The 22,949-nt window shown below is 63.8% G+C and carries 26 protein-coding genes and 1 pseudogene; 12 read left to right on the top strand and 15 right to left on the bottom strand.

What is annotated here, in order from left to right:
* The first annotated feature begins 87 nt into the window (after nucleotides 1–87).
* The 3 genes from H7995_RS20715 (at nucleotide 88) to H7995_RS20725 (ending at nucleotide 2,540) form a co-directional block, all read left to right on the top strand.
* The gene (locus H7995_RS20715; protein ID WP_166589149.1) at nucleotides 88–696 is read left to right on the top strand and encodes a TetR/AcrR family transcriptional regulator; all 609 of its coding nucleotides are present in this window, start codon (nucleotides 88–90) and stop codon (nucleotides 694–696) included.
* A gap of 188 nt (nucleotides 697–884) precedes the next feature.
* A complete protein-coding gene (locus H7995_RS20720) occupies nucleotides 885–1,943 on the top strand; it encodes a diguanylate cyclase (protein WP_185818789.1) in 1,059 nt (352 codons plus the stop codon).
* 57 nt (nucleotides 1,944–2,000) lie between these two features.
* The gene (locus H7995_RS20725; RefSeq protein ID WP_166589151.1) at nucleotides 2,001–2,540 is read left to right on the top strand and encodes a DUF1003 domain-containing protein; all 540 of its coding nucleotides are present in this window, start codon (nucleotides 2,001–2,003) and stop codon (nucleotides 2,538–2,540) included.
* A 6-nt stretch (nucleotides 2,541–2,546) separates the two neighbouring features.
* Here H7995_RS20725 and H7995_RS20730 read toward each other — a convergent pair whose 3' ends face one another.
* Nucleotides 2,547–3,497: a LysR family transcriptional regulator gene (locus H7995_RS20730; RefSeq protein ID WP_182341905.1), complete on the bottom strand. Its 951-nt coding sequence runs from the start codon at nucleotides 3,495–3,497 to the stop codon at nucleotides 2,547–2,549.
* A gap of 14 nt (nucleotides 3,498–3,511) precedes the next feature.
* Between H7995_RS20730 and H7995_RS20735 the strand changes: the two genes are divergently transcribed.
* Nucleotides 3,512–4,222: a CTP synthase C-terminal region-related (seleno)protein gene (locus tag H7995_RS20735; RefSeq protein ID WP_185818790.1), complete on the top strand. Its 711-nt coding sequence runs from the start codon at nucleotides 3,512–3,514 to the stop codon at nucleotides 4,220–4,222.
* Complete coding sequence (locus H7995_RS20740; RefSeq protein WP_185818791.1) at nucleotides 4,219–4,542, top strand: antibiotic biosynthesis monooxygenase family protein; 324 nt, start codon at nucleotides 4,219–4,221, stop codon at nucleotides 4,540–4,542. The genes H7995_RS20735 and H7995_RS20740 overlap by 4 nt, the downstream gene beginning before the upstream one ends.
* Here the strand turns inward: H7995_RS20740 and H7995_RS20745 are convergent.
* Nucleotides 4,539–4,865 (bottom strand): DUF2025 family protein, encoded by a 327-nt coding sequence (locus H7995_RS20745; RefSeq protein ID WP_166589155.1) that lies wholly within the window; start codon nucleotides 4,863–4,865, stop codon nucleotides 4,539–4,541. The two genes, H7995_RS20740 and H7995_RS20745, sit on opposite strands and share 4 nt — an antisense overlap.
* Before the next feature lie 237 nt (nucleotides 4,866–5,102).
* Between H7995_RS20745 and H7995_RS20750 the strand changes: the two genes are divergently transcribed.
* Both H7995_RS20750 and H7995_RS20755 read left to right on the top strand, forming a co-directional pair.
* Nucleotides 5,103–6,230, top strand: a complete 1,128-nt coding sequence (locus tag H7995_RS20750; protein WP_166589156.1) for a glycerophosphodiester phosphodiesterase — start codon at nucleotides 5,103–5,105, stop codon at nucleotides 6,228–6,230.
* The gene (locus H7995_RS20755) at nucleotides 6,231–6,914 is read left to right on the top strand and encodes a helix-turn-helix domain-containing protein (RefSeq protein WP_185818792.1); all 684 of its coding nucleotides are present in this window, start codon (nucleotides 6,231–6,233) and stop codon (nucleotides 6,912–6,914) included.
* A 4-nt stretch (nucleotides 6,915–6,918) separates the two neighbouring features.
* Here the strand turns inward: H7995_RS20755 and H7995_RS20760 are convergent, their stop codons facing one another.
* Complete coding sequence (locus H7995_RS20760) at nucleotides 6,919–7,806, bottom strand: sterol desaturase family protein (RefSeq protein ID WP_166589158.1); 888 nt, start codon at nucleotides 7,804–7,806, stop codon at nucleotides 6,919–6,921.
* Between the two features lie 153 nt (nucleotides 7,807–7,959).
* On the opposite strand from H7995_RS20760, the gene H7995_RS20765 reads away from it, so the two are divergent.
* Together H7995_RS20765 and H7995_RS20770 are read left to right on the top strand one after the other, a co-directional pair.
* The gene (locus tag H7995_RS20765; RefSeq protein ID WP_166589159.1) at nucleotides 7,960–8,280 is read left to right on the top strand and encodes a PepSY domain-containing protein; all 321 of its coding nucleotides are present in this window, start codon (nucleotides 7,960–7,962) and stop codon (nucleotides 8,278–8,280) included.
* 143 nt (nucleotides 8,281–8,423) lie between these two features.
* Complete coding sequence (locus H7995_RS20770) at nucleotides 8,424–9,608, top strand: GAF domain-containing sensor histidine kinase (protein ID WP_166589160.1); 1,185 nt, start codon at nucleotides 8,424–8,426, stop codon at nucleotides 9,606–9,608.
* A gap of 12 nt (nucleotides 9,609–9,620) precedes the next feature.
* Here H7995_RS20770 and H7995_RS28885 read toward each other — a convergent pair whose 3' ends face one another.
* The gene (locus H7995_RS28885; protein ID WP_371927808.1) at nucleotides 9,621–10,559 is read right to left on the bottom strand and encodes a methyl-accepting chemotaxis protein; all 939 of its coding nucleotides are present in this window, start codon (nucleotides 10,557–10,559) and stop codon (nucleotides 9,621–9,623) included.
* A pseudogene (locus tag H7995_RS28890) lies at nucleotides 10,554–11,261 on the bottom strand (methyl-accepting chemotaxis protein); the annotation flags it as partial. The pseudogene H7995_RS28890 and the gene H7995_RS28885, both read right to left, overlap by 6 nt.
* 206 nt (nucleotides 11,262–11,467) lie before the next feature.
* Here H7995_RS28890 and H7995_RS20780 point away from each other — a divergent pair.
* Complete coding sequence (locus tag H7995_RS20780) at nucleotides 11,468–12,490, top strand: transporter (RefSeq protein ID WP_166589162.1); 1,023 nt, start codon at nucleotides 11,468–11,470, stop codon at nucleotides 12,488–12,490.
* Between the two features lie 75 nt (nucleotides 12,491–12,565).
* On the opposite strand, the gene H7995_RS20785 is transcribed toward H7995_RS20780, so the two are convergent.
* The 6 genes from H7995_RS20785 to H7995_RS20810 form a co-directional block, all read right to left on the bottom strand.
* A complete protein-coding gene (locus H7995_RS20785) occupies nucleotides 12,566–13,891 on the bottom strand; it encodes a purine-cytosine permease family protein (protein WP_185818793.1) in 1,326 nt (441 codons plus the stop codon).
* 111 nt (nucleotides 13,892–14,002) lie between these two features.
* Nucleotides 14,003–14,977 carry a 5-oxoprolinase subunit C family protein gene (locus tag H7995_RS20790; protein ID WP_182341924.1) on the bottom strand — a complete coding sequence of 325 codons (975 nt, stop codon included), beginning with the start codon at nucleotides 14,975–14,977 and terminating at the stop codon, nucleotides 14,003–14,005.
* Nucleotides 14,974–15,846 (bottom strand): 5-oxoprolinase subunit B family protein, encoded by an 873-nt coding sequence (locus H7995_RS20795; protein WP_166591065.1) that lies wholly within the window; start codon nucleotides 15,844–15,846, stop codon nucleotides 14,974–14,976. The genes H7995_RS20790 and H7995_RS20795 overlap by 4 nt, the downstream gene beginning before the upstream one ends.
* Nucleotides 15,843–17,216: an acetyl-CoA carboxylase biotin carboxylase subunit gene (locus H7995_RS20800; RefSeq protein ID WP_185818794.1), complete on the bottom strand. Its 1,374-nt coding sequence runs from the start codon at nucleotides 17,214–17,216 to the stop codon at nucleotides 15,843–15,845. Before H7995_RS20800 ends, H7995_RS20795 begins: the two co-directional genes overlap by 4 nt.
* A gap of 11 nt (nucleotides 17,217–17,227) precedes the next feature.
* A complete protein-coding gene (locus tag H7995_RS20805; protein ID WP_095079351.1) occupies nucleotides 17,228–17,473 on the bottom strand; it encodes an acetyl-CoA carboxylase in 246 nt (81 codons plus the stop codon).
* Between the two features lie 86 nt (nucleotides 17,474–17,559).
* Nucleotides 17,560–18,318, bottom strand: a complete 759-nt coding sequence (locus H7995_RS20810; RefSeq protein ID WP_185818795.1) for a 5-oxoprolinase subunit PxpA — start codon at nucleotides 18,316–18,318, stop codon at nucleotides 17,560–17,562.
* A gap of 125 nt (nucleotides 18,319–18,443) precedes the next feature.
* Between H7995_RS20810 and H7995_RS20815 the strand changes: the two genes are divergently transcribed.
* Entirely contained in the window at nucleotides 18,444–19,361 is a 918-nt protein-coding gene (locus H7995_RS20815; RefSeq protein ID WP_166591062.1) for a LysR family transcriptional regulator, read from the top strand.
* 56 nt (nucleotides 19,362–19,417) lie between these two features.
* On the opposite strand, the gene H7995_RS20820 is transcribed toward H7995_RS20815, so the two are convergent.
* Entirely contained in the window at nucleotides 19,418–19,852 is a 435-nt protein-coding gene (locus tag H7995_RS20820; protein ID WP_182341930.1) for a multidrug/biocide efflux PACE transporter, read from the bottom strand.
* A gap of 89 nt (nucleotides 19,853–19,941) precedes the next feature.
* Here H7995_RS20820 and H7995_RS20825 point away from each other — a divergent pair, with 89 nt between their 5' ends.
* Nucleotides 19,942–20,796, top strand: a complete 855-nt coding sequence (locus H7995_RS20825) for a LysR family transcriptional regulator (protein ID WP_166591060.1) — start codon at nucleotides 19,942–19,944, stop codon at nucleotides 20,794–20,796.
* A gap of 8 nt (nucleotides 20,797–20,804) precedes the next feature.
* On the opposite strand, the gene H7995_RS20830 is transcribed toward H7995_RS20825, so the two are convergent.
* From H7995_RS20830 to H7995_RS20840, 3 genes are read right to left on the bottom strand one after another with little or no spacing between them, the layout of a single operon-like run.
* Entirely contained in the window at nucleotides 20,805–22,046 is a 1,242-nt protein-coding gene (locus tag H7995_RS20830; protein ID WP_185818796.1) for an RNA polymerase sigma factor, read from the bottom strand.
* On the bottom strand, nucleotides 22,046–22,537 hold the full coding sequence (locus H7995_RS20835; protein ID WP_166591058.1) for an SRPBCC family protein: 492 nt from the start codon (nucleotides 22,535–22,537) through the stop codon (nucleotides 22,046–22,048). The genes H7995_RS20830 and H7995_RS20835 overlap by 1 nt, the downstream gene beginning before the upstream one ends.
* Nucleotides 22,538–22,576: 39 nt before the next feature.
* Complete coding sequence (locus tag H7995_RS20840; protein ID WP_166591057.1) at nucleotides 22,577–22,921, bottom strand: YciI family protein; 345 nt, start codon at nucleotides 22,919–22,921, stop codon at nucleotides 22,577–22,579.
* Nucleotides 22,922–22,949 lie beyond the last annotated feature (28 nt).

A 22,949-nucleotide genomic window follows, 5' to 3' on the forward strand; every position in this document is an offset into this window, starting at 1 on the left:
GCACGGTGTAGTTTCTAGATTGCAACAAACCCTGGAATAAGTAAACTGCTGAGTGTAAGTGCTCACCCTCTCTGCCGAAGCGTATTTATGACAGCTCCCCAGCGCCTGACCGACCGTAAACGCGAAGCCATTGTCCAGGCGGCGATCAGCGAATTCCGTAGCAACGGTTTCGATATCACCAGCATGGACAAGATTGCCGCAACGGCGGGGGTATCCAAGCGCACCGTGTACAACCACTTTGCCAGCAAGGAAGAGTTGTTCGCCGAAATTCTCCACCGTTTGTGGACCAACATTTGCGCCCAGGAAGACAGCGTCTACAGCCCCGGGCAACCGCTGCGCGAGCAGCTCAGGCAGTTGCTGCGCGACAAGCTGGCGCTGTTGGCGGACAACAGCTTCCTCGACCTGGCCCGAGTGGCTATCGCCGCCACCATCCATTCACCCGAGCGTGCCCAGGACATGGTCCTGCGCATCGGCGAGCGCGAGGAAGCCCTGACCGCCTGGATTCGTGCGGCCCAGGCTGACGGCGCACTCAAGCCGGTCGATCCCGAGTTCGCCGCGCAGCAGTTGCATGGGATGCTCAAGGCCTTCGCCTTCTGGCCACAGATCTCCATGAACCAGCCGACGCTGTCCGCCGAGATGCAGAGCACTGTCATCGAGTCGGCGCTGGACATGTTCCTGGCCTGCTATCAGCGCTGATCCGTCACGCCAGTGCCCCTGAGCTAAGCTGTCATGCCGCAGGCCAGTGCCCGGAGCCTGTACCGGGCTATCATCTACCTGATGTTCAAGCCTGCAATAAATGACACTATTGACCTGTTTGTTCGATGGATCGCAGCCCTGGATAAAACACAACAAAGTGTTTCAGGGCGATATGAGCGCAGTGAGCTATGCAAAATCACCCCGGTAAAGGCCTGTCGTTTGCCAAGCGTATCTATAAGCCGCGGATCATTGGCCTGGGCATTGGCTGCATCAGTGTCGCTGCGGCGCTGTATCCCCTGGGGGTGCCGACCTGGGTCTGGGCCCTGCTGGGCTTCAATGCCGTGTGCTGGGCGCACCTGGCCTATCAACTGGCGACCCGCTCGGCGTCCCCCTACCAGGCGGAACGCCGCAACCTGCTGATCGACTCGTTGCTGGGCGGTTTCTGGGCCGCGACCATGCATTTCAATCCCCTGGCCACCGTGACCATCCTCTCGATGATGGCCATGAACAACGTGGCCGCCGGCGGGTTGCGCCTATTGGTCCAGGGCATCCTCGCCCAACTGCTGGGCATCGGCATTTCATGGGCGCTGCTGGGGGCCGGTTTCTCACCGCAGGTCAGCCAGCTCCAGGTGTATGCCTGCCTACCAATGCTGACGCTCTACCCACTCGCGGTGGGCATGGTCTGCTATCGACTGGCGATCAAGCTGTCCGAGCACAAACGCGCACTGAGTGCCTTGAGCCGCACCGACAGCCTGACCGGCCTGCTCAATCATGGCGCCTGGAAAGACCTGCTGCACGTCAGCTTCCGCGAGTGCCAACAGCAGCAGGTCCAGGCCACCATTGGCCTGATCGACATCGATCACTTCAAGGCCATCAATGACACCTACGGACACATCGTTGGCGACAGCGTGTTGCGCCAGCTCAGCACCGAACTCAAGCGCAACCTGCGGCAAAACGACCTGGCGGGACGCTACGGCGGTGATGAGTTCTGTGTGATCCTGCCGAACCTGTCACTGGACCAGGCCACCGAGGTGATGGAGCGTCTACGCCTGGTCTTCGCCGATTATCGCCACCCTGCCATCGCGCAATTGAAGGTCAGCCTGAGCATTGGCCTGGCCACCTATCAAGCGCATTTCAGCGATGCCGGGCAGTGGCTCGAAGCTGCCGACAAGGCGCTGTACAGTGCCAAGAGCAATGGCCGCAACAGAATCAGCAGCGCACGGGTCAGCACACCAGATCCGGCATGAGTGCAGTGCCGTGGGGAGTATAGTGAGCCTCAGTCCCCCGGCCCTGCAGAGACCCTCATGAACCCAACCAAAACGCCCACACCTCCCGCAGCCCCGGTCGACCACCTGCGCTTTCACCGTCCCCACGCGCATCTGGCCGCGACCTTCGGCAACGACACCTTCGCCCTGAAAGCCGAGGCCTTTGCGCGTTTTTTCGGCACGCCGACCTTTCTCGGTGCTCAAACCCTGATCGTCGCCATCTGGATCGCCCTCAACACCACCGGCGTGACCTCCTTCGATGTCTACCCGTTCATCCTGCTCAACCTGGCATTCAGCCTCCAGGCAGCCTACGCCGCTCCGTTGATCCTGCTCGCGCAAACCCGTCAGGCCGCGCGCGACAAGGCCCAGTCCGATGCCGACGCGCAACACCGTGAGGCCCTGGCCGTGGCCAATGCCGAACGCCAGGCGCAAGCGGCGCAGAATGCCGCCCAACTGCTGCAACTGCTGGAGCAGAACACCCGACTCACGGAAATGACCAAGACTCTGACCGAGCGCATCGAAAACCTCACCTCACAGGTGCATCAGCACGTCCTGGGCACCCCACCCCCACAGGCCTGACGCGTCCTAGGCGGGCAAACGAATGGCTCGCGCCAACTCATCAAACAGGGTCACTACCGAGCGCAGCGCGCGGCAGTCCGGGCGGGTCAGCAACCACAGGCTGGTGTCGTAACCCAACAAGGGTTCGCTCAACGGGCGCAGCCCCTGGCCAGGGTCGATCAGAAAGTCCGGCAAGGCCGCCACCCCAAGCCCGGCACGCACCAACTCAGTCACCGCGAGCATGCTGTTGCAGCGGTAGCTCGGCTGTACGCCCGGCAGTTGCTGGCGTCGCCAGGTGACGGTGGGATGGTCCGGCAGGAAGTCATCCGGCGCGATCCAACTCTGGCGCGCGAGCTCGCCCGGATCGACCGACTGCAGGTAATTCACGCTGGCGCACACCCGGTAGGACACAGTCGCCAGGCGACGGCCCACCAGATGCTCCGGTGGCGCCTGGGTCAGGCGCAGGGCTATGTCGGCATCGCGGCGGCTGAGGTTGGCAAAATCGTTGGAGGTGCTCAGCTCCAGGGTCAACGCCGGATAGCCCGGCATGAACTGCGCCAGGGCCGGCAGCAACAAGGCATGCAGGACCGAGTCCGTACAGGTCAGGCGCACCGTGCCGCTGATGACTTCACCGCCCTGCTCCACCCCGACCCGCGCAGCATCCAGTGCCTGTTCGGCACGTTCGGCCTGTTCGGCCAGGGTGTGCGCCAGGCTGGTGGGCAAGTAGCCGGCGCGGCTTTTCTCGAACAGCGCCTGGCCCAAACCGGCTTCCAGGCGCCGGACCGCACGAAACACCGTCGAGACATCAACCTTGAGCAACGCTGCGGCCCGGGCCAGAGAACCGCCGCGGACCAACGCCAGGATCAGCACCAGGTCGGGGTAGTCCAGTTGATAGTGCGTCGCTGCATTGAACACTTGGGTAAACGCCAATATTGATTGCGTGAACGCCAATCTATAGTGCCCTCCAACAACCGACAAGTCTTGGAGACGCCATGTCCAATCCAGCCCCACTGCGCATAGCCCTGATCGGCGACTACGCCCCCCAGGTCCTCGCCCACCAGGCCATTCCCCTGGCCCTGAACCTGGCCGCCCAGCACACGGGGCGGGACGTGCAGTCGCAGTGGCTGGCCACCGAGCGGATCGACGCCCAGACCCGATTCACCGACTTCGACGGCTTCTGGTGCGTGCCCGCCAGCCCTTACCGCAACACCGACGGTGCGTTACGGGCGATTCAGTTTGCCCGGCAACAGCTGCGGCCGTTCCTCGGTACCTGCGGTGGGTTTCAACACGCGGTGCTGGAGTTCGCGCGGCATGTCCTGGGCTGGACCGACGCCGAGCATGGCGAAACCTCGCCTGAGGCCACGCGCGCCGTGATCACGCCCCTGAGCTGCGCCTTGGTCGAAGCCGTCGACACTATCGAGTTGCGCGACGGCTCACGGATTGCCGCTGCCTACGCCTGCCAGCACATCCGCGAAGGCTACCGCTGCCGCTACGGGATCAACCCCGAGTTCGCCGACGCCCTGCAGACCCATGGCCTGCGTACCACAGGCCACGATGCTGACGGTGATCCGCGGGCCATCGAATTACAGGGCCATCCGTTCTTCGTCGCCAGCCTGTTTCAACCCGAACGGGCAGCGCTCGAGGGCCGGCTGCCGCCCTTGGTCAACGCCTTTGTCGAGGCCTGCGCGAGGAACCCGCGATGATCGCCAGCACCCCAACGGCCCCCTACTACGCGGTGATCTTTACCTCGCTGCGCACGGCGGGCGATCACGGCTACGACCAGGCGGCACAGCGCATGGTCGAACTGGCCCGCGAGCAACCGGGGTTTCTCGGCGTGGAATCGGCGCGCGGTGAAGATGGCCTGGGCATCACGGTTTCCTACTGGCGCGACGAAGCGGCGATCCTCGCGTGGAAGCGCCACGCCGAACACAGCGCCATCCGCGAGCAAGGTCGCGCGATCTGGTACCAGGGGTTTCACACGCGAGTGTGCAGGGTCGAGCGCTCGTATGCCTTCGCAACCTAACCCGGCACCCGCTCGCGCAGCGCCGAAATCTCCGGCATATCGGCGCGGCGCATATACACCCGCAAAGGTTCGCTGATATTGATTCGCTCGTCGATGTTCTGATCCAGCAACAGTTGGATCAGTTGACGCTTGAGGGTCATGGCCTGCGCAGGACCAGGGGCCCAGACGAACTCGCTGGTGGGAATGATGCCGTCGTCGGCGACATCCATGCCGAACGAGTCTTCGCTGAAACGCACGATGTACTGGCCGGTCTTGCGGTTGAGGCCAACAAAGCCGTGGAGTTGGTCGGCAGCCTGGCAGATGAGTTGCGAAGTGATGCGCATGATAAACCTCACGAAAGGTCCCAATGGACCGCTGATCAATGGTTTACACGCAGGGCAAGCCTCCGGGTTTCCCTCTGCCGGGGAAACTGCCGGGGCCAAGAGTACTGCAAAGTCGCGCACAAAAGCGCGGAAAAAACCGTCTGCGGCGGGGTTTATGTCGGTCCTGCGATAGCACAACTGTCGCTCAGTTGTTAAAAGGTAGTCCTTTGCAAAACGACTGACGAAAGGACTTCGACCATGCCTGTCAACTTCACCCACAGCGCCCTGCTGCTGAGCCTGATGCTCAGCGTCGGCCAGGCACAGGCTCTCAGCCAGCCCGGCCCGAACGCGCTGGCCACCGCCAACGGCATCCCGCACCCGGCCGTGATCGCCCACCGCGGCGCCTCCTTCGATGCCCCGGAATCCACCGCCGCCGCCTATAAACTGGCACGCGACCTGGGGGCCGACTACCTGGAGCTGGACCTGCAACGCAGCAAGGACGGCGTGCTGTTCGCCCTGCACGACGACAACCTGCAACGCACCACCGACGTCGCCAGCAAATTCCCTGAACGCAAGGACAGCCCGGCCAACGCCTTCACCCTCGCCGAGCTGAAAACCCTCGATGCCGGCAGCTGGTTCAACAGCGCCTACCCGGATCGCGCCCGCCCTGCGTACGCAGGCCTGAAAATCCTCACGCTGGACGAAGTCATCGACATCGCCCAGGGCAACCCACTGCACAAGCCCGGCCTGTACATCGAGACCAAGGAGCCCCAGCAATTCCCGGGGATCGAGCGTGACCTCAAGGACAAGCTGCAAGACCGCGGCTGGCTGAGTCCCGCCGGCTCCAAGCTGGCCAAGAGCGAACTGAGCGTGGGCCAGGGCAAAGGCAAGGTGGTGCTGCAGACCTTCGACAAGAACAGCCTGCAGATGCTGCACAAGGAAATGCCCCAGGTGCCCAAGATCCTGCTGCTGTGGATCGCCGAGGGCAGCATTGAGCCCAAGTCCAAGGTCAAGTTCGCCGAGTCCGGAGACAAGGACAAGGCCACCTTCTATGCCCGGCAACAACCCAAGGACAACGCCGCCTTCGAGCAATGGGTCAACGACGCCAAGGCCCTGGGTGCGATCGGCACGGGCCCCTCCGCGACCCTGACCCACCTCGGCGACCAGAGTTACGCCAACCTGGTACAGCCCTGGATGAACCAGTACACCCACGACCAGGGCCTGCTGGTGCATGCCTACACCATCGACGAAAACGTCGACTTCAAGAAGGTCATGGACGCTGGCGTCGACGGCATCTTCACCAACCGCGCCAGCGAACTGCTCAAGTACTACCAGCGCCCGACAACCGGCAGTGTGGCCCAGTTGCTTGAACGCAACGGCTACTGAGTGAGCAACGAGCACGAGTGGAAGGGCCAACTGTGGCTGGGCCGCGACTATGGCCTGGTCCACGGCAAACTGGGGCGCACCGCGCCTCATGCACATTACGCCCATCAGGTAATGATCGCTGGCGGTCAACCGCTGCAGGTCAGCCTGGAAGGTACCCCGCAGGTCACCGACCGGCTGTTTATCGAATCGCTGCGCAACCACGCCATCATGCAAGGCTCGGACAACGTCCTGTGTATCTACGCCGAGCCCTTGATGTTCGAGGCCCAGGCCCTGCAGGACTGTCTGGCCGACGTCGAGCCGTCCTTGCCGGCCATTGCCCAGGCCTTGCTGCAGTGTCCACGGCGCCCCCTCACCGACCCACGTATCGGCCGCGCCCTGCAGGCCCTGGACAGCTTGCTGGCCGGCAAGGTCTCGGCGGCGTCCCTGGCCGCGCAGGCCCATGTATCCCTGAGCCAACTGGAACGGCTGTTCACCCGCCAGGTCGGCCTGCCCGTTCGGCGCCTGGTGCTCTGGCGCCGTCTGCGCCTGGCCATGGCACTGATGCTGTCTGGCAGCAATCTCACGGAGGCCGCCCACGCTGCCGGGTTCGCCGATGCCGCGCACCTGTCGCGCAGCCTGAAGAAAATCTTCGGGGTGACCGCCAGCCACGGCCTGAACGGCATGCACATCCGCCTGCTCGACTGAGCCCTTAGCGGCGCAACGCCTCCGGCACCTGCGGCTCGTCAGTGAATTGCTCGGGCCGGAACGGCTCCAGCAGTTGCTCGACATACCCCTGGGGGAAATCCGCGCGATTGCCAATCCCCAATTCACCCTGCCTGATCGAATAGGCGCCGGCGTGCAAGGCAGTGCCCAGCAAACGGTCCCACAGATTGAAAAACAGGCCGAAGTTCACGTTGCCCGCGGCACCGTACTTCATATGGTGCAAGCGGTGGACCGGCGCCCAGGCGAATACATGGGACAACACCCCCGGGGTCATGTCGACGTTGGAGTGTTGCAACAGCAACTGCAGGCTGATGGCGAACGCCAGCAGCAATGCCACGTCCAGCGGAACACCGAGCACGATCAAGGGCAGGAACCCCACCGCCGCCTCGAGCATCTGGTGCAGTGGGTGTTTCATCAAACCGTTGAAGCCATATAGCCGCTGGACACTGTGATGCACCGCATGCAACCGCCACATCCAGGGCACGTGGTGACTGACGTAATGGGTCAGGCTGATGCCCGCATCGGCAATCCCGATCGCTAGCAGCACCTGCCCCCACAACGGCCAACTGCCGGGCCACAGGCCCTCGAACGACAGCAGCGCCACCAGCCCCGGCAGGATCAGCAACGCCAGCCCATTGCAGGCTTCATTGACCAGGGCATGGGCCACATCGCGCCAGCCATCCCCCTGATTGTGGTTCCACTGCGGTTCATACGGCAGCGCCCGTTCGGCCACGAACGACACCAGCAGGGCGCAGAGAAAAATCACCGCAAGCCACCCGGGCGAACGGCCTGCCACACCGACCACAGCGATACCCAGCGCGAGGAATCCGCCCAGGAATAGCGGGGCATACAGCGTTGTTAACCAGCGTTTCATATGAGCCTCCCTTGACTTGGGCCCAGCATGAAACGCTTTGATGTGCGAGGATTGAACAAATGGCGCAAAGCGCGGCCGGTGTGGATTAAGGATCAATTAAGTTGCGCCGGTTAACCTGATCCCACTTAAACAGCTCAACCAAGGAATGACCCCATGAAGAAGTTGACCACCCTGTTCACCGCTGCTGCTCTGACCCTGACCGCCGGTTTTGCCATGGCTGACGTGCGCCCGGACCAGATCCCGGGGCTGCTCAAGGCCGGCACCATCATGGACTTTGAAAAACTCAACCAGGCCGCCCTGGCCCAGCACCCAGGCACCACGGCGGCCAACATCACCGACACCGAGCTGGACCAGAACGCCACCACCGGCGTCTATGTCTACGAAGTGGAAATCCGTGATGCCAAGAATGTCCAGTGGGACGTCAAGCTCGACGCCAAGACCGGCGCAGTCCTGAGCAACGTGCAAGACAAGTAAAAACACGCTGTAAAAAAGCCGCACAACCTTGGGGATGTGCGGCTTTTTTACGTGGACGAAATAGCCACACCGCAAAACCGCACAAGGCGTACGCTGGTTGGCTAGACTTCGTCCAGCCCCTTTATTGCAGAGACCCTTGGCCCATGAGTCCAACAGTGGCAGCCGACATCGCGACCATCGGCCGCATCAGTGCAGTGCCCGCCATGCTCCAGGTCATTCGGGACATGACCGGCCTGCGTTTCGCCGCCGTGGCGCGGGTCACCGGTACCTCCTGGACCGCCTGTGCGGTGCTCGACGAGCTGGATTTCGGCCTGCAGGTGGGGGGCGAACTGGAGATCGCCACCACCCTGTGCCACGAAGTTCGCGCCAGCCACGAGCCAGTGGTGATCGACAAGGCCAGTGACGATCCCCTGTATTGCCAGCACCACACCCCCAGGCTCTACCACTTTGAAAGCTACATCTCGGTGCCGGTGTTCCGCACCGACGGACGTTTCTTCGGCACCATTTGCGCACTCGACCCCAATCCCGCCGAGCTCAGGTCCAGCACCCTCCAGAACACCGTGGAATCTTTCGCCCGCCTGCTGTCGTTGCAGATCGAGGCCGAAGAGAACCTGCAGCACACCGAGGCCCAACTGCGCGAGGAACGCCACTTGGCCGAGTTGCGTGAACAGTTCATCGCCGTGCTCGGCCATGACCTGCGCAACCCGCTGTTTGCCATCACCATGGCTGCCGAACGCGTGTTGCTCAAACACCCCAACCCGACCACGGACACCTTGCTCCAGCACATACTCAACAGCGGACGCCGGGCCTCGCAACTGGTCGAAGACATCCTCGACTTCGCCCGTGGGCGCCTGGGGGGTGGGATCCCGGTGGTGATCGCCGCCTGCCCGGACCTCGAGCAAACCCTGCAGCAGGTGATCAGCGAAGTGCGCAGCGTGCACCCGGAGCGCCAGATCATCGCCCGTTTTGGCGAACTGACGGCCATTCACTGCGACCGCGAAAGAGTCGCGCAACTGCTCTCCAACCTAGTGGCCAACGCGGTCGTCCATGGCGCCGCCGATGGCACCGTCGAAGTCAGCGCCCAGGTCGAACAGGGGTGTTTTGTGCTTCGGGTAAAAAACCAGGGCGAGATTGCCGAATCAGTCCTGCCGCAGTTGTTCCAGCCCTACTCAAGGCCGGCCAGCGGTACGCCGCAAGCCGGCCTCGGCCTGGGCTTGTACATTGCCAGCCAGATCGCCCGCGCCCATGCCGGCAACCTGGTGGTGACGTCCTCCAGACAGGACGGCACCCTGTTCACCTTCAGCCTGCCGCTCGCCGCCCAACACTGAGCGGCCAGCGCCTCAGGCACTCAAGCGCGCCGTCACGGCATTGAGTTGGCCGGACAGGCCGTGCAGGTTACTGCTTGCCGCTTCCGTGCGCTGCACGTTGTCCAGGTTGGTGCTGGCAATACTGGTGATTTCAGTCAGGTTGCGTGAAATATCCTCGGCCACCGAGGTTTGCTCTTCGGCGGCGGTGGCGATCTGGCGGTTCATGTCGCGAATCGCCTCCACCGACTCGGTGATGCGTTCCAGCATCAGCCCGGCCTGAGTCACCTGCTCGACGCTCTCGTTGCTGCGCGACTGACCGCTTTCAATCGCCAGCGCCGCGTCCACGGCACCGGTCTGCACGCTCTGGATGATCTGGTTGATCTCGATGATCGAAGCCGCCGTGCGTTGGGCCAGGCTGCGTACCTCATCGGCGACCACGGCAAAACCGCGCCCGGCTTCACCGGCACGCGCCGCTTCGATGGCCGCGTTGAGCGCCAGCAGATTGGTCTGCTCAGCAATGCCGCGGATCACTTCCAGGACCTTGCCGATGCGCCCGCTGTCGGTTTCCAGGCGGCGGATCACGGTGGCAGTGTTGGCAATTTCCCCGCGCATCTGGGTAATCGAATCGATGGTGCTCTGCATCACCAGTTCCCCCTGCTGGGCCGACTGGTCCGCATCATCGGCCGCCCGCGCGGCAGCGGCTGCATGGCGCGCGACTTCCTGGGCGGTGGCGGACATTTCGTTCATCGCGGTCGCCACCTGATCGGTGCGGCTGAACTGCTCGTTGGTGCCCTGGGACATCAGCCCAGCAATGGAATTGAGTTCGCCGCTGGCGCTGTCCAGGTCCGTGGCACTGCGCTGCAGGCCGGCAAAGGTTTCGGCGAGGAAATCGCGCAAGGTGTTGGCGGCAACCGCCAGACGCCCCAACTCATCCTGACGGTCATTGGCGACCCGGGCGCTGAAACGGCCCATGCTCAACTGGGCGACGTAGTCGATCAACTGACGGATCGGCTCCACCAAATGACGGTTGACCAGCCACAGGCTCAACAGCCCGATCAGCAGCGCCGACACCAACATCACCACCATCCCCAGCAGCACGGTGCGATCGGCGCTGGCACTGATCTGCAGCGATTGCGCGTTGCCGCGCTTGCGCAACTCGCTGACCAACTCGCTCATCTGCTCGCTGGTGGCACGGTCCACCCCCTTGACCGCCGCGTCGCCGGCGGCCGGATCGGCACCGGCCGCCAGATAGGCCGCGCGACCTTGCTGGTAGGCGCTGCCCAGGACTCGATGGGCTTCGCGCAGGCTGTCGATGCGCGCCTTCAGCGCAGGCTCGATGCCAGGCTGGCGCACCAGTTCGCCCAGGATGTTCTGCACCTCGCCCTGGCGCGCCTGGAACTGCGCCCAGTACTTGTCCCCTTCCGCCGGCTGCTTGCCGCGCAACAACACGTTTTTCCATTCCTGGACCTGCACCTTGAATTGCAGGTTGGCCTCGTCAATCAACTGGGAAGTATGCAAAGGCCCTTCAATCAGGTTGCGGTAACTCTGCACCCCGGCCGAGAGGAAGTGAAAGCTGGCCAGTGCGATCAACAACATGGCCAACAGGCTACCGCTCAGCAACGCGAGGAGTTTGGCTCTCAGGGATTTTTGCAAAAACATCGAGTGATATCTCATGACAGGAATAAGGCGGACACCGAAGTGCGCAGACCAGCCTAGCCGTCATCGGCCCTGACAAGAATTTCTTGAGTCGCGCTGACCAGCGGTTTAGAGGCCTCGCTGTCGCTCGAAAAGGTGTCACAAAACGGTCAGATTGGCTTGCCATGATGCCGCTCAAGCGCCGCTGTGAATTGCATGGCGGGCGCTCCCGCCAGCGAGACGCCATGAACCACAGCATCGACCAACGCCACCGCGACGCCGATCTTTTTGGCCTGCTCTACGGGTTCAGCTTCCGCCCCGGCGAACCCGGTCGGGAAATCACCTCAGCCCAGGCCCTGCAGCGCCTGCACCGGCCCGACAGCGCCGATGAGTTTCTCTGGCTGCACCTGAACCTGGCCCACGCGGCCTGCGAACGCTGGATGAAAACGCACCTGGCCTTACCCGAAGAATTCTTCGAAGCCCTGCACGAGGGCTCGCGTTCGACCCGCATCGAGCACGTCGACTCGGCCCTGCTGGCAGTGGTCAACGATGTGGTGTTCAACCTCAGCAACCTGGTGTCCTCGGATGTCTCGACCCTGTGGGTCTGCGTCCGCAGTCGACTGATCATCAGCGCACGCCTGCAACCGTTGCACTCGGTGGACAAACTGCGCTCCTCGGTCAAGGCCGGCGAGTGTTTCCGCTCGCCCCTGGAGTTGCTGGTGCATCTGCTCCGCGACCAAGGGGAAGTACTGACCCAGATCGTGCGCAAGACCAGCCTCAGCGTGGACCAGGTCGAGGACCAGTTGCTGTCCTCGCGGCTGTCGACCAACCGCGCCGAACTGGGCGCCAACCGCCGGGTGCTGGTGCGCCTGCAACGCCTGCTGGCCCTGGAACCCGGCTCCCTGCTGCGCCTGCTCAACCGCCCGCCGCAGTGGTTGCAGAAGGAAGACGTCAAGGAGCTGCGCAAATCCACCGAAGAATTTGCGCTGATCATCAACGACCTCACGGCCCTGGGTGAGCGGATCAAACTGCTGCAGGAAGAAATCGCCGCCAACCTCAACGAACAGAGCAACCGCACCCTGTTCACCCTGACCGTGGTCACCGTACTGGCCCTGCCGATCAACATCATTGCCGGCTTCTTCGGCATGAATGTCGGCGGCGTACCGCTGTCCGGTGACCCCCACGGGTTCTGGGTGCTGGTGGCACTGGTCGCCACCTTCACGCTGATTGCCGGACGCTGGGCGTTTCGCAAGCGCGCAGATTACTGAGCCACCTGACGCCTGCCCTGATCGAGCCGCCCCTATGGGCGGCTCACCCCCAGCGTTCTGAACACCCAGCAGCGGCTACCGGGTTGGGCTCACCACGCTTGCCGCCTGCCGGCGCGAAAGTGCGAACTGCAGCCCGAACGCCAGCACTCCGGTCAACGGTGCGGAGAAACTGCTCAGCCCCGGGCCGGCAAACATCAGCATCAGCCCCAGCGCCGTGCCGCCAAACCAGGCCACCAAACCTGCCGGGTTATAGGCCGACACCCGCGCAAGCGCCGTCACATCACTGCGGCCATAGAGGATCTGCGCCAGCGCCACACCCACCCAGGCCACCACAAAGATCCCTTGATAAGCCAGCGCCTTCAGCAGGTAGGCAAACACATCGGCCAGCATCAGGCCGTAGACGATCACCCCCACCGCCAGCGCCCACACCAGGTACGAGCCGCGCAAACCGAACCGACCGAAAAACGCCTGCATGTTCAGCGTCGCCAGGTAGTAGTTGGCGGTGTTGATCCGGGTCTGCGTGGCCCAGACAAACAACAGGCCCCACAACCCCATCAGTTGCAGGATCGCCATCACCACCGAGACTTCGTTCAATGCGCCCTCATGGGGAATGCTGCTGACCAGGTAAATCCCCGCCGCGCCATTGAGCAAAAACGTCACCGCGTAGAACGGCATGCCGAAGTTCCAGCGGCCGTGGTAAGTCTGATCCTCGGGCTTGCCGAAACGGGCATAGTCGAAGGTGAACAGCATCAACACCCAGACGCCCATGTACGCGACGAAGCAATCCCACCAGCCAAACGCACTGGGATTGGCCGGCCCGAAATCCAGCCACTGCGGCTGGTAACCGTAGCGACTGATCGACAACCCCACCGCCACCAGCAGACCGCCCAGATAGATCGGCAGCAACACGCCATTGAGCTTGTCCAGCCAGTGCTGCACGCTCCCCAGGATCATCGGCACGCTGTACAGCACCACGAGCAAGGCAGCCAGCGGGTAGACCAGCTCCGGGTACAGGTGGTTGAGCGCCACCGCGATCACCGAGCCCTCGAACACCGCGTAGTAGATCGCCGTAGAGAAGAAGATCAACGTCGCCAGGCAGGCACCGGTGCTGCCGAACAACAACCGCGAAAACAGCGCCACCGACAGGCCGCTGCGAATCGCAAAACGACTGAGCACGCTGTTGATCAGCCCGTAGCTGAGCACCGACAGGAGCATGCCGATCAGCGCATTGCGGGTGCCATAGGACAACGCCAGGGACGCGCCGACCACGATATAGAACATGGCGCTGCACACGGCCCACCAGGCCATGGTCAGGGACAGCCGGCCCATGCGTGCTGCAGCAGGGACCGGGTGATTGGCCGGGTCCTGCCCGGTTTGACTCGATTGCGATAAAGCAGCCATATGCGTGAACTCCAGAACCAGTCAAAGGTTGAAGCGCGGGCAGCCGTCACCGCACCGAAGTGCGGCGTTGGCGTACCGTTTGGCATGGCCCGCGCGATGCGGCGGGCAGAATCAGGAAGGGAACAGCTTGCTCAGGCAGCTGAGTTTTTTCTTATAGGAACGTCGCGCCTCCAGCGCCTGCTCCAGAGTCACCGCGACAAACCGCGCCTTCTGGTTAGGCTGCATCTGGCCGATCAGGTCGAGGTCGGCGCTGATCACCGTACCGATCATCGCGTAGCCACCACCGGACACTGCATCGCGATGCAGCACGATCGGTTCGAGCCCGGCCGGAACCTGGATCGAGCCGATCGGGTAACAGCTGTCGACGATGTTCGACGGATCGGAGCCGGCCCCGAACGGCTGCTCCCGGGGTTGGAAACTCAAGGCGCTGCCACCCTTGAAGCGATAGCCGATGCGGTCCGCCTCCGAGCCGACCGTCCAGGGCTCAGCGAAAAAGCTACTGGCCGCCGCTTCGGTCAGGCGTTCGTAGTACAAGCCCGGCACCACCCGCAGGCTGATCTCGCCGCCCAGCGACTGCCGCAACGCCATGGGCAGACTGGCCCCTGCGCGGCTCTTGCCACTGGCAACACCCACCGGCAATTCGTCACCGGCCACCAACCGGCGCCCCTGGAACCCGCCCAGCGCCCCCAACGCATAGGTTGAGCGACTGCCCAGCACCAGCGGCACATCAATGCCACCGGCCACCGCCAGGTATGCGCGGGCGCCGGCCTTGGGGAAATCAAAACGCAGCACTTGGCCGGCCTTGACCGTGAACGCGGTGTCGGCATGCATTTCCACGCCATCGACCCGTGGCGTCATGTGCGCACCACACACTGCCACCAGCGCGTCATCGGCAAACTCCAGCTCCGGTCCCAGCAGCGTGCACTCCAGCGCCGCCGCCCCGGCCGGGTTGCCGACCAACTGGTTGGCCGCGCTCAGGGCGTATTGGTCGAGCGCACCGGAAGGGGGAATCCCCAGGTGGTAGTAACCTTCGCGGCCCAGGTCCTGTACCGAGGTGGCCAGACCGGGTTTGAGTACCTTGATCATGCCAGCACCTCCTGCAACGACTTGGGATAGCCGACGGGGTCGGCGAGGAACGCGTCCAGGGAAAACTCCACCGGCCGAATCCGCAGGTCGAAGCGCCCCGCATCCACTTCGGCCACGGCCTGATCGTAGGCGGCGCGGTCCATGGGTTTGAACTGCACAATGTCGCCGGGACGGAAAAACACCATGTGCTCTTTGAGGTACGCCAGGTTCTGCTGTGGGTCGTAGATCGGTGCTGGCGTCACGCCAAACATCTGATAACCACCGGCGCCGCGCACCGAGTAGATACAGCCGAAGCAGCCGCCGTGGCCCAGGGTCAGTTTCGGCGTGTCGGTGCGGGGCCGCAGGTATTTGGGCACCTGCAACTGACGCTCACGCTCGACCATCTGGAACATGAACGGCAGGCCGGCGACAAAACCGACCATCGAGACGAACCACGGCGCACCGCTGTGGGCGGCAATGAACGCCTCGACGTCGGCCAGGCCATTGATCCGCGCCGCGTACTCCAGGTCCGTGGCACTGGGGTCCTGATGCCGGTCACGAAAACGCATCAGGGTCTCGTGGGTCCAGGGGTCGTTGTAGAGCACCGGGATCTCGATGATCCGCGTATGCAGGGTGCGTTCGGCAACCGCTTCGGCCTCCGCGCCCTTGACCGCTTCGAGCAGGTCATGGGGCGCGATGCGGTCCGGATCGAAGCGGATCTGGAACGAGGCGTTGGCCAGGCACACGTCCAGCACCCCATCCAGGGCCAGGCGCTCGACCGCACGGGTCACGGCCATGCCCTTGAAGAACGCTTCCAGGGACATGCTGTCACTGACTTCGGCGAACAGGTGTTCATCGGCGCCAAAACTGTAGCGGATCGGCTTGTTCATGCTGCACCTCCACTGCGGCGCGCGGCCAGCCAGGTTTCCAGGGTGCCGGTGTGGAAGTCGGCGTCGTGCAGCCAAGGTTGCTCCAGCAGCTCGGCATGCAACCCCAGGGTCGTCGCCATGCCGCTCAAGCGGGTCTGGGCCACGGCAACCCGCGCCCGGGCCAACGCTTGGGCGCGGTCGCCACCGTGGACAATCAGCTTGGCCAGCAGCGAATCATAGTACGGCGGCACCCGATAGCCTTCATACAGATGGCTGTCGACCCGCACGCCCGGACCGTGCGGCCACGACAACGCTTCGACCAGGCCCGGGCTTGGGAAGAAGTCCCGGGCCGGGTCTTCGGCATTCAGGCGCATTTGCAGGGCCGCGCCATTGAGTCGGATATCACTTTGGCGCAGGCCCAACGGCTCGCCGCCGGCGATTCGCAACATCGCCTGAACCAGGTCGATGCCGGTGATCAGCTCGCTGACCGGGTGCTCGACCTGGATCCGCGTGTTCATCTCGATAAAGAAGAACTCACCACTGGCGTCGTCATACAGGTACTCCAGGGTCCCGGCACCCTGATAGCCGAGGGACTCGGTCAAGCGTACGGCGCTGGCGCAGAGGGTTTCGCGCTGTTGCGGATCGAGGGCCGGCGACGGCGCTTCCTCAAAGATCTTCTGCCGCCGGCGTTGCAGCGAACACTCGCGCTCGAACAGGTGAACCGCGTGTTTACCGTCGCCCAGTACCTGCACTTCAATGTGCCGGGCACGGCTGATGAAACGCTCCAGGTACACCGCGCCATTGCCAAATGCCGCCTGGGCTTCGCGCTGGGAACGGGGGAACTCTTCGCGCAGTTGCGCGGGACTCTCCGCCAGGCGAATACCCCGTCCGCCACCACCGGCCGAGGCCTTGATCAGCAGGGGAAAACCCACGTGCTCGGCTGCCGCGAGTGCGGCCTCGACGTCAAACAGCTCGCCAGGCGAACCCGGCACCACCGGCACGCCGGCAGCTTGTGCGGTGCGTCGCGCCTCGGCCTTGTCGCCCATGCGGCGGATCGTCTGTGGGCTGGGCCCGACAAAAATCGCCCCGGCGGCCTGCACCGCTTCGGCGAAGTCTGCGTTCTCCGAGAGAAAGCCATAGCCTGGGTGCACTGCGTTGGCCCCGGTGGCTTTCAAGGCGCCCAGCAGGGCCTCGACATTCAGGTAGCTTTTGTCGGCGCGGGCCGGGCCGAGCAGGTGCACTTCGTCGGCCATGCGCGCGGCCTGGGAGTCGAGGTCCGCCTCACTGCACGCGGCAACGGTTGGAATGCCCAGTTCCTGGGCGGCGCGGATAATCCGCACGGCGATTTCGCCACGGTTGGCGACCAGCAGTTTAGTGATGCCTTGGGTCATGATCGTGCCCCTCACTCGTCGTCGAGTGTTGCGACGACCTGACCCGGTTCCACCGGATCGCCGTCTTCCACCAGGAATGCACTCAGGCGACCGGCCGTCCCGGCGGTCAGTTCGGAAAACTGCTTCATGACCTCGATCAGGCCAATCACTGTGTCGGCGCTGACCTGCGCACCGACCTCGACGAAGTTCGCCGACTCCGGCGTGGCTTTGCGATAGAAGGTCCCTGGTAATGGGGTGATAACTGTGTGTTCGGCCATGTCTGTTCCTTTTGGAATAGTTGTAGAAAGGCAGGCAAAAAATCCATCGTTGGGTCGGCCCGGGCGTCTGTGCGCCGGGTCCGTGTTCAGCGGGGGGCGCGCACCGTGATCCCCGCGGCGTCCAGCGCCTTGCGTGTGGCCTCGACCAACGCCAGGGCACCCGGCGTATCGCTGTGCAGACAGATCGAGTCGAATTCGATCGCCAGGTCCTGGCCCTCGACCGTGCGTACCACGCCCTCCTGGCAGGCACGCAACACCCGTGCGGCGACCTGCTGCGGATCGTGGGCGCGCACATGGCGGGTAAAGACGATAGAGCCGCTGAGGTCGTACTCGCGGTCGGCGTAGAACTCGCGAATCACCGGCTGGCCGAGTTCTGTCGCGACCCGCCAGATGACGGAGCCAGGCATGCAATACAGCAGCAGTCCGGGCTCCAGGCGCTGCAGGTTTTCCACCAGCAAGCGGGCCGCTTCCTCGTCCCGCGCCAGGTGCATGTACAACGCGCCATGGGGCTTGATGTGTTGCAGGGGCACGCCCTGCACTCGCGCCAGTTCGCGCAGGGCGCCGAGTTGATAGAGCATGTCGTCGACCAGCTCCTGGGCCGGTGCATTGATGTGGCGGCGACCGAACCCCACCAGGTCGCGGAACCCCGGGTGGGCGCCGATGGCCACGCCCTGGCGCTTGGCCTGTTCGACGGTGCGGCGCATGGTGCCGGGGTCACCGGCATGGAAACCGGTAGCGATGTTGGCCGAGCTGATGAAGGCCATCAGCTCTGTGTCGACGCCGTCGCCGATGGTCCATGGGCCAAAGCCTTCACCCATGTCCGAATTGAAATCTACTGCCTGCATGACACGTGCTCCTGACGCTTGTGACTTCATGCAGGCCACGTTAAATTCCGGCCACCCCCTTGGGAAGATCTATTAACAGATAGGGTATCTTCTGAAAAACAGATACCTGTTCGCCCGGAGTCTCAATGTCACTGACCCTGCGCCAAGTCCGCTATTTCGTCGCCACCGCCGAGATCGGGCAGATTTCCCAAGCGGCGATCCACCTGAACATCTCCCAGTCAGCGGTGACCACCGCGATCAAGGAACTGGAGGGCATGCTCGGCACCCTGCTGTTCCAGCGCTCGGCCCAGGGCATGAGCCTGACCGATGCCGGACGGCACTTTCTCAACCGCGCCTACGTGATTCTGCGCAGCGTCGATGACGCCCTCAACAGCCCACTGCCGGATGTGCGCGCCAGTGGCCGGCTGCGCCTGGCGGCCAGCTACACGGTCATCGGCTACTTCCTGCCCCACCATCTGCAACGCCTGGAACACTGGCACCCGGATGTCGCCATCGAAGTCCACGAACAGGAACGCCAGGCCATCGAACTTGGCTTGCTGGAGGGGCGTTTCGACATGGCGGTGGTGCTGACCGCGAACCTGACGCACCCCGACATCGTCTCGGAAATCCTGTTCAACTCCGAACGCCGCCTGTGGCTGCCCAGCCGTCACCCCCTGTGCGAGCGTTCGGCTGTCAGCCTCGCGGATGTGGCCCAGGAACCCTACATCCTGCTGACCGTCGACGAGGCCGAACAGGCCGCAATGCGTTACTGGGAACACGCCCACCAGCAACCGAAAGTACGGGTGCGCACCAGCTCGGTGGAAGCGGTTCGCAGCATGGTCGCCAATGGCAGCGGCGTGGCGATCCTCTCGGACCTGGTGCACCGCCCCTGGTCACTGGAGGGCAAGCGCATCGAGACCCTCACCATCACCGACCCGGTCACCCCCATGAGTGTGGGCCTGGCCTGGCACCGCGAACGGGCATTTACCCCGGCGATGCAGGCCTTCCGGGATTACTTCCACGATGCGTTCCTGGCCCCGCAACAACTGTCGAGCAGACGCTGAGGCGGGGCCCGGCCATTGACGCCGTCTCGCGCTGCGACGAGATCGGGCAAGGTCAATCAGCGCACTGCCCGCGCCAGCAACATCCGCTCCCGCAATACGTCATAGGCCCAGTGGTAGACGTAGGTGTACGGCAGGAAAAACAGCAGCACCCCGATGTCCAGAATCAGCGCCTCAAGCAGGCTGACGTTCAGCCACCAGGCAATCAAAGGCACGCTGACTGCCACCAGGCCGCCCTCGAACAGCAAGGCATGCAGCACCCGGGTCGCGGCACTGGGCACCAGCGCCAGGCGTTTGAGCAACCGGTCGAACAGGCCGTTGAACAACACGTTCCAGGCCAGGGCAATCAGGCCGATGGCAATGGTCGCGACGCCCATGTCGACCAGCGGCTTGTCCATCAGCCACGCCAGCAAAGGCGTACACAGCATGACCGCCAGCAGCTCGAAGCCGATGGCTTGAAACACACGTTCAGTGAGGGATTTATGAGGACTCATGAGCCGGCTCCGGTGGGTGAATGTGTTGCCATCATCCAGCACAGTGCCGATACTTCATAACCAATAACCATCGATCAAGGCGATAGTTCATGGCCTCACATGAAGTCCTGCTGGCATTCGTCCAGGCGGCCACCCAAGGCTCGTTTTCCGCCGCAGCGCGCAAGCTGGGCAAGAGCCAGTCGACCATCAGCGCGGCGGTGGCCAGCCTGGAAATCGACCTCAACCTGACACTGTTCGACCGCAGTACCCGCAAGCCCGCCCTGACCTTGGCCGGGCATGTGCTGTTGCAGCGCGCCGAAGAGATCCTCGCTGCCACCAGTCGCCTGGAAATGAGCGCCGCGCAGTTGTCCCAGGGGGTTGAAGCGAAGCTGACCGTCGCGCTTTCCGACACCTATCAATCGGACCGTTTCGAAGCGGCCTTGACGGCTTTCGAACAGCGTTACCCGGACCTCGAACTGGAATGCCTGATCGCCGAATGCGATGACCTGGTTGCCCTGGTGCAACGCGGTCGCGCACACCTGGCCTTCGCCGAAATGCAGGAGCGCTACCCGCCGGACCTGGACAGCGCCACCGTCGATGAGCACACCGAGATCGCCCTGTTCGTGGCGCCCACGCACCCGTTGGCGAGCCTGCCGAAAATCGATCGGCAAACCCTGCAACAGCACCGCGAACTGCGCCTGGCGACCATCATCAATCCGTATGAGGCCCGCGCCCAGGGGCGAGTCTGGTCAGCCCCCAGTTACCTGATGCTGCTGGAAATGGCCCAGGGCGGATTCGGCTGGGCGCCCCTGCCGCGCTGGCTGGTCGAACGCTTTGGCGCCGGCACCCTGCAGGAGCTCAACGTCCGCGGCTGGCCCCGGCCGGTCTCGGTGGATGCGCTCTGGTCACGCTTGCACCCGCCGGGTCCGGCAGGCAGTTGGTTGCTAGAGAGGATGCTCGAGTGAAGCCGGCCTCAAGTGCGCCCCAGCTCCGCCAGGCGCCGTTCGATGAAGCGGCGCTCCGGCACTTGCTGGGTCAGTTCCAGCGCACGCTGATAGGCCGCTCTCGCCTCCTCCACTCGACCCAGTTGCCGACAGAACTCGGCACGCGCCGAATGCGCCAGGTGATAATCGAGCAACTCGCCGCGCTGCAAAATCCCATCAACCAGGGTCAACCCCGCCAAGGGCCCGTCACGCCGGGATAGGGCGGCGGCCCGATTGAGTTCAATCACCGGCGAAGGCAGCGCCTGCAGCAAGACATCGTACAAACCGACGATCTGCGCCCAATCGGTGTCCCCGGCGGTGGGTGCCTCGGCATGCACCGCCGAGATCGCCGCCTGCAGACAATACGGCCCGATCTCCCCCCGGCTCAGCGCGTGCTCGATCAAGGCGCAGCCCTCGGCGATCATCTGGGCATCCCACAGCGAACGGTCCTGCTCATCGAGCACGATCAACTCTCCGCTGGCCGAGGTGCGTGCCGGACGCCGCGCCTCGTTGAGCAGCATCAGGGCCAGCAACCCCATCACCTCCGGCTCCGGCAGCAACTCCAGGAGCAGGCGCCCCAGGCGAATCGCCTCGCGGGTCAAGTCTTCGCGGGTCAGTTCATTGCCCACCGAGGCCGAGTAACCTTCGTTGAACACCAAGTAAATCACCCGCAGGACACTGTCCAGGCGCTCGGGCAACTCGGCCAGGGACGGCACTTGATAGGGGATCCTGGCGTCGCGGATCTTGGCCTTGGCCCGCACGATTCGCTGGGCAATGGTGGCCGGCGCGGCAAGAAAGGCGCGGGCAATTTCTTCGGTGGTCAGGTCGCAGACTTCACGCAGCGTCAGCGGCACTTGCGCATCGGCGGCCAGTGCCGGGTGACAACAGGTGAAGATCAAGCGCAAGCGATCGTCTTGCACGTCCTCGACACTCCATTGCGCCTCTTCGAGCGCTTCGAGTTGCGCCATCAGGTGCGCCTGGGACGCGGCAAACCGGGCACGCCGGCGCAGGCCGTCGATGGCCTTGAAGCGCCCGGTGGACACCAGCCAGGCCCGCGGATTGTCCGGCACTCCGTCCCGCTGCCAGCGCTCGACCGCGACGAAGAAGGCTTCCTGCAGCGCCTCTTCGGCCAGATCGAAATCCCCCAGCAGACGAATCAGGGTGGCGAGGATACGCCGCGAGTCGTTGCGGTAGACCGTCTCGACCAGCGCCTTGACCGCCTCGTCCGGCATCAGTCCGGCATGCCGCTGGTCACCAGGGCCTCCAGCCGGTCGAGGCTCTGGCCCCACCCCTCATGAAACCCCATGCCCTCGTGGGCCTGCCGATCGGCCTCGCTCCAGTGCATGGCGCGCGCGGTGTAGAGGGTCTTGCCGTCGACGTCATCAAAGGTCACTTCGGCGGTCATGAAGGGTTTGCCCGAGGGAATCCAGCCAGGCGCATACGCATCGGTGAAGACCAGCCGCTGCGGCGCGTGAATTTCCAGGAACACCCCGCTGGTGGGGTACTCGCTGCCATCCGGTGCGCGCATCAAGGTGCGAAACTGGCCACCGACCCACAGGTCCATCTCGCATTCCGGCGTGGTCATGCCGTGCGGCCCCCACCATTGGGCGAGCCACTGCGGCTCCGTCCAGGCACGGAACACCCTGGTGCGCGGCGCATCGATCAGGCGACTGATGGACAACTCGAAGGCTGCTGGCTGAGCGCCAGCGTGAGGAATACTCATACATAGACTCCTGTTTGATTGTTGTTCTTTTGGCGATGATCAGGGATTCAACTGCCGTACCGGGCGCACTTCCACGCTGCCGACCCGAGCCGCCGGAATCTTCCCGGCCACCTGGATCGCCTCGTTGAGGTCCTTGGCCTCGATCAGGTAAAACCCGGCCAATTGCTCCTTGGTTTCGGCGAACGGTCCGTCGGTGATCGACAACTTGCCGCCTCGCAGGCGCACCGTGGTGGCGCTCTGCACGGGCTGCAAGGCCTCGGCGGCAAGCATCCGCCCACTGCCCTGGACCGACTCGGCATAAGCCAGACACTCGGCGTCTTCGGGGCTGTCAGGTGAACTGTGCAGCACACGCTCGTCGCTGTAGACCAGGCATAGGTATTTCATGAGGTTCTCCCACATCAGGCTGATCAAC

The sequence above is a fragment of the Pseudomonas kielensis genome (genome assembly GCF_014236655.1).
Classification (GTDB): domain Bacteria; phylum Pseudomonadota; class Gammaproteobacteria; order Pseudomonadales; family Pseudomonadaceae; genus Aquipseudomonas; species Aquipseudomonas kielensis.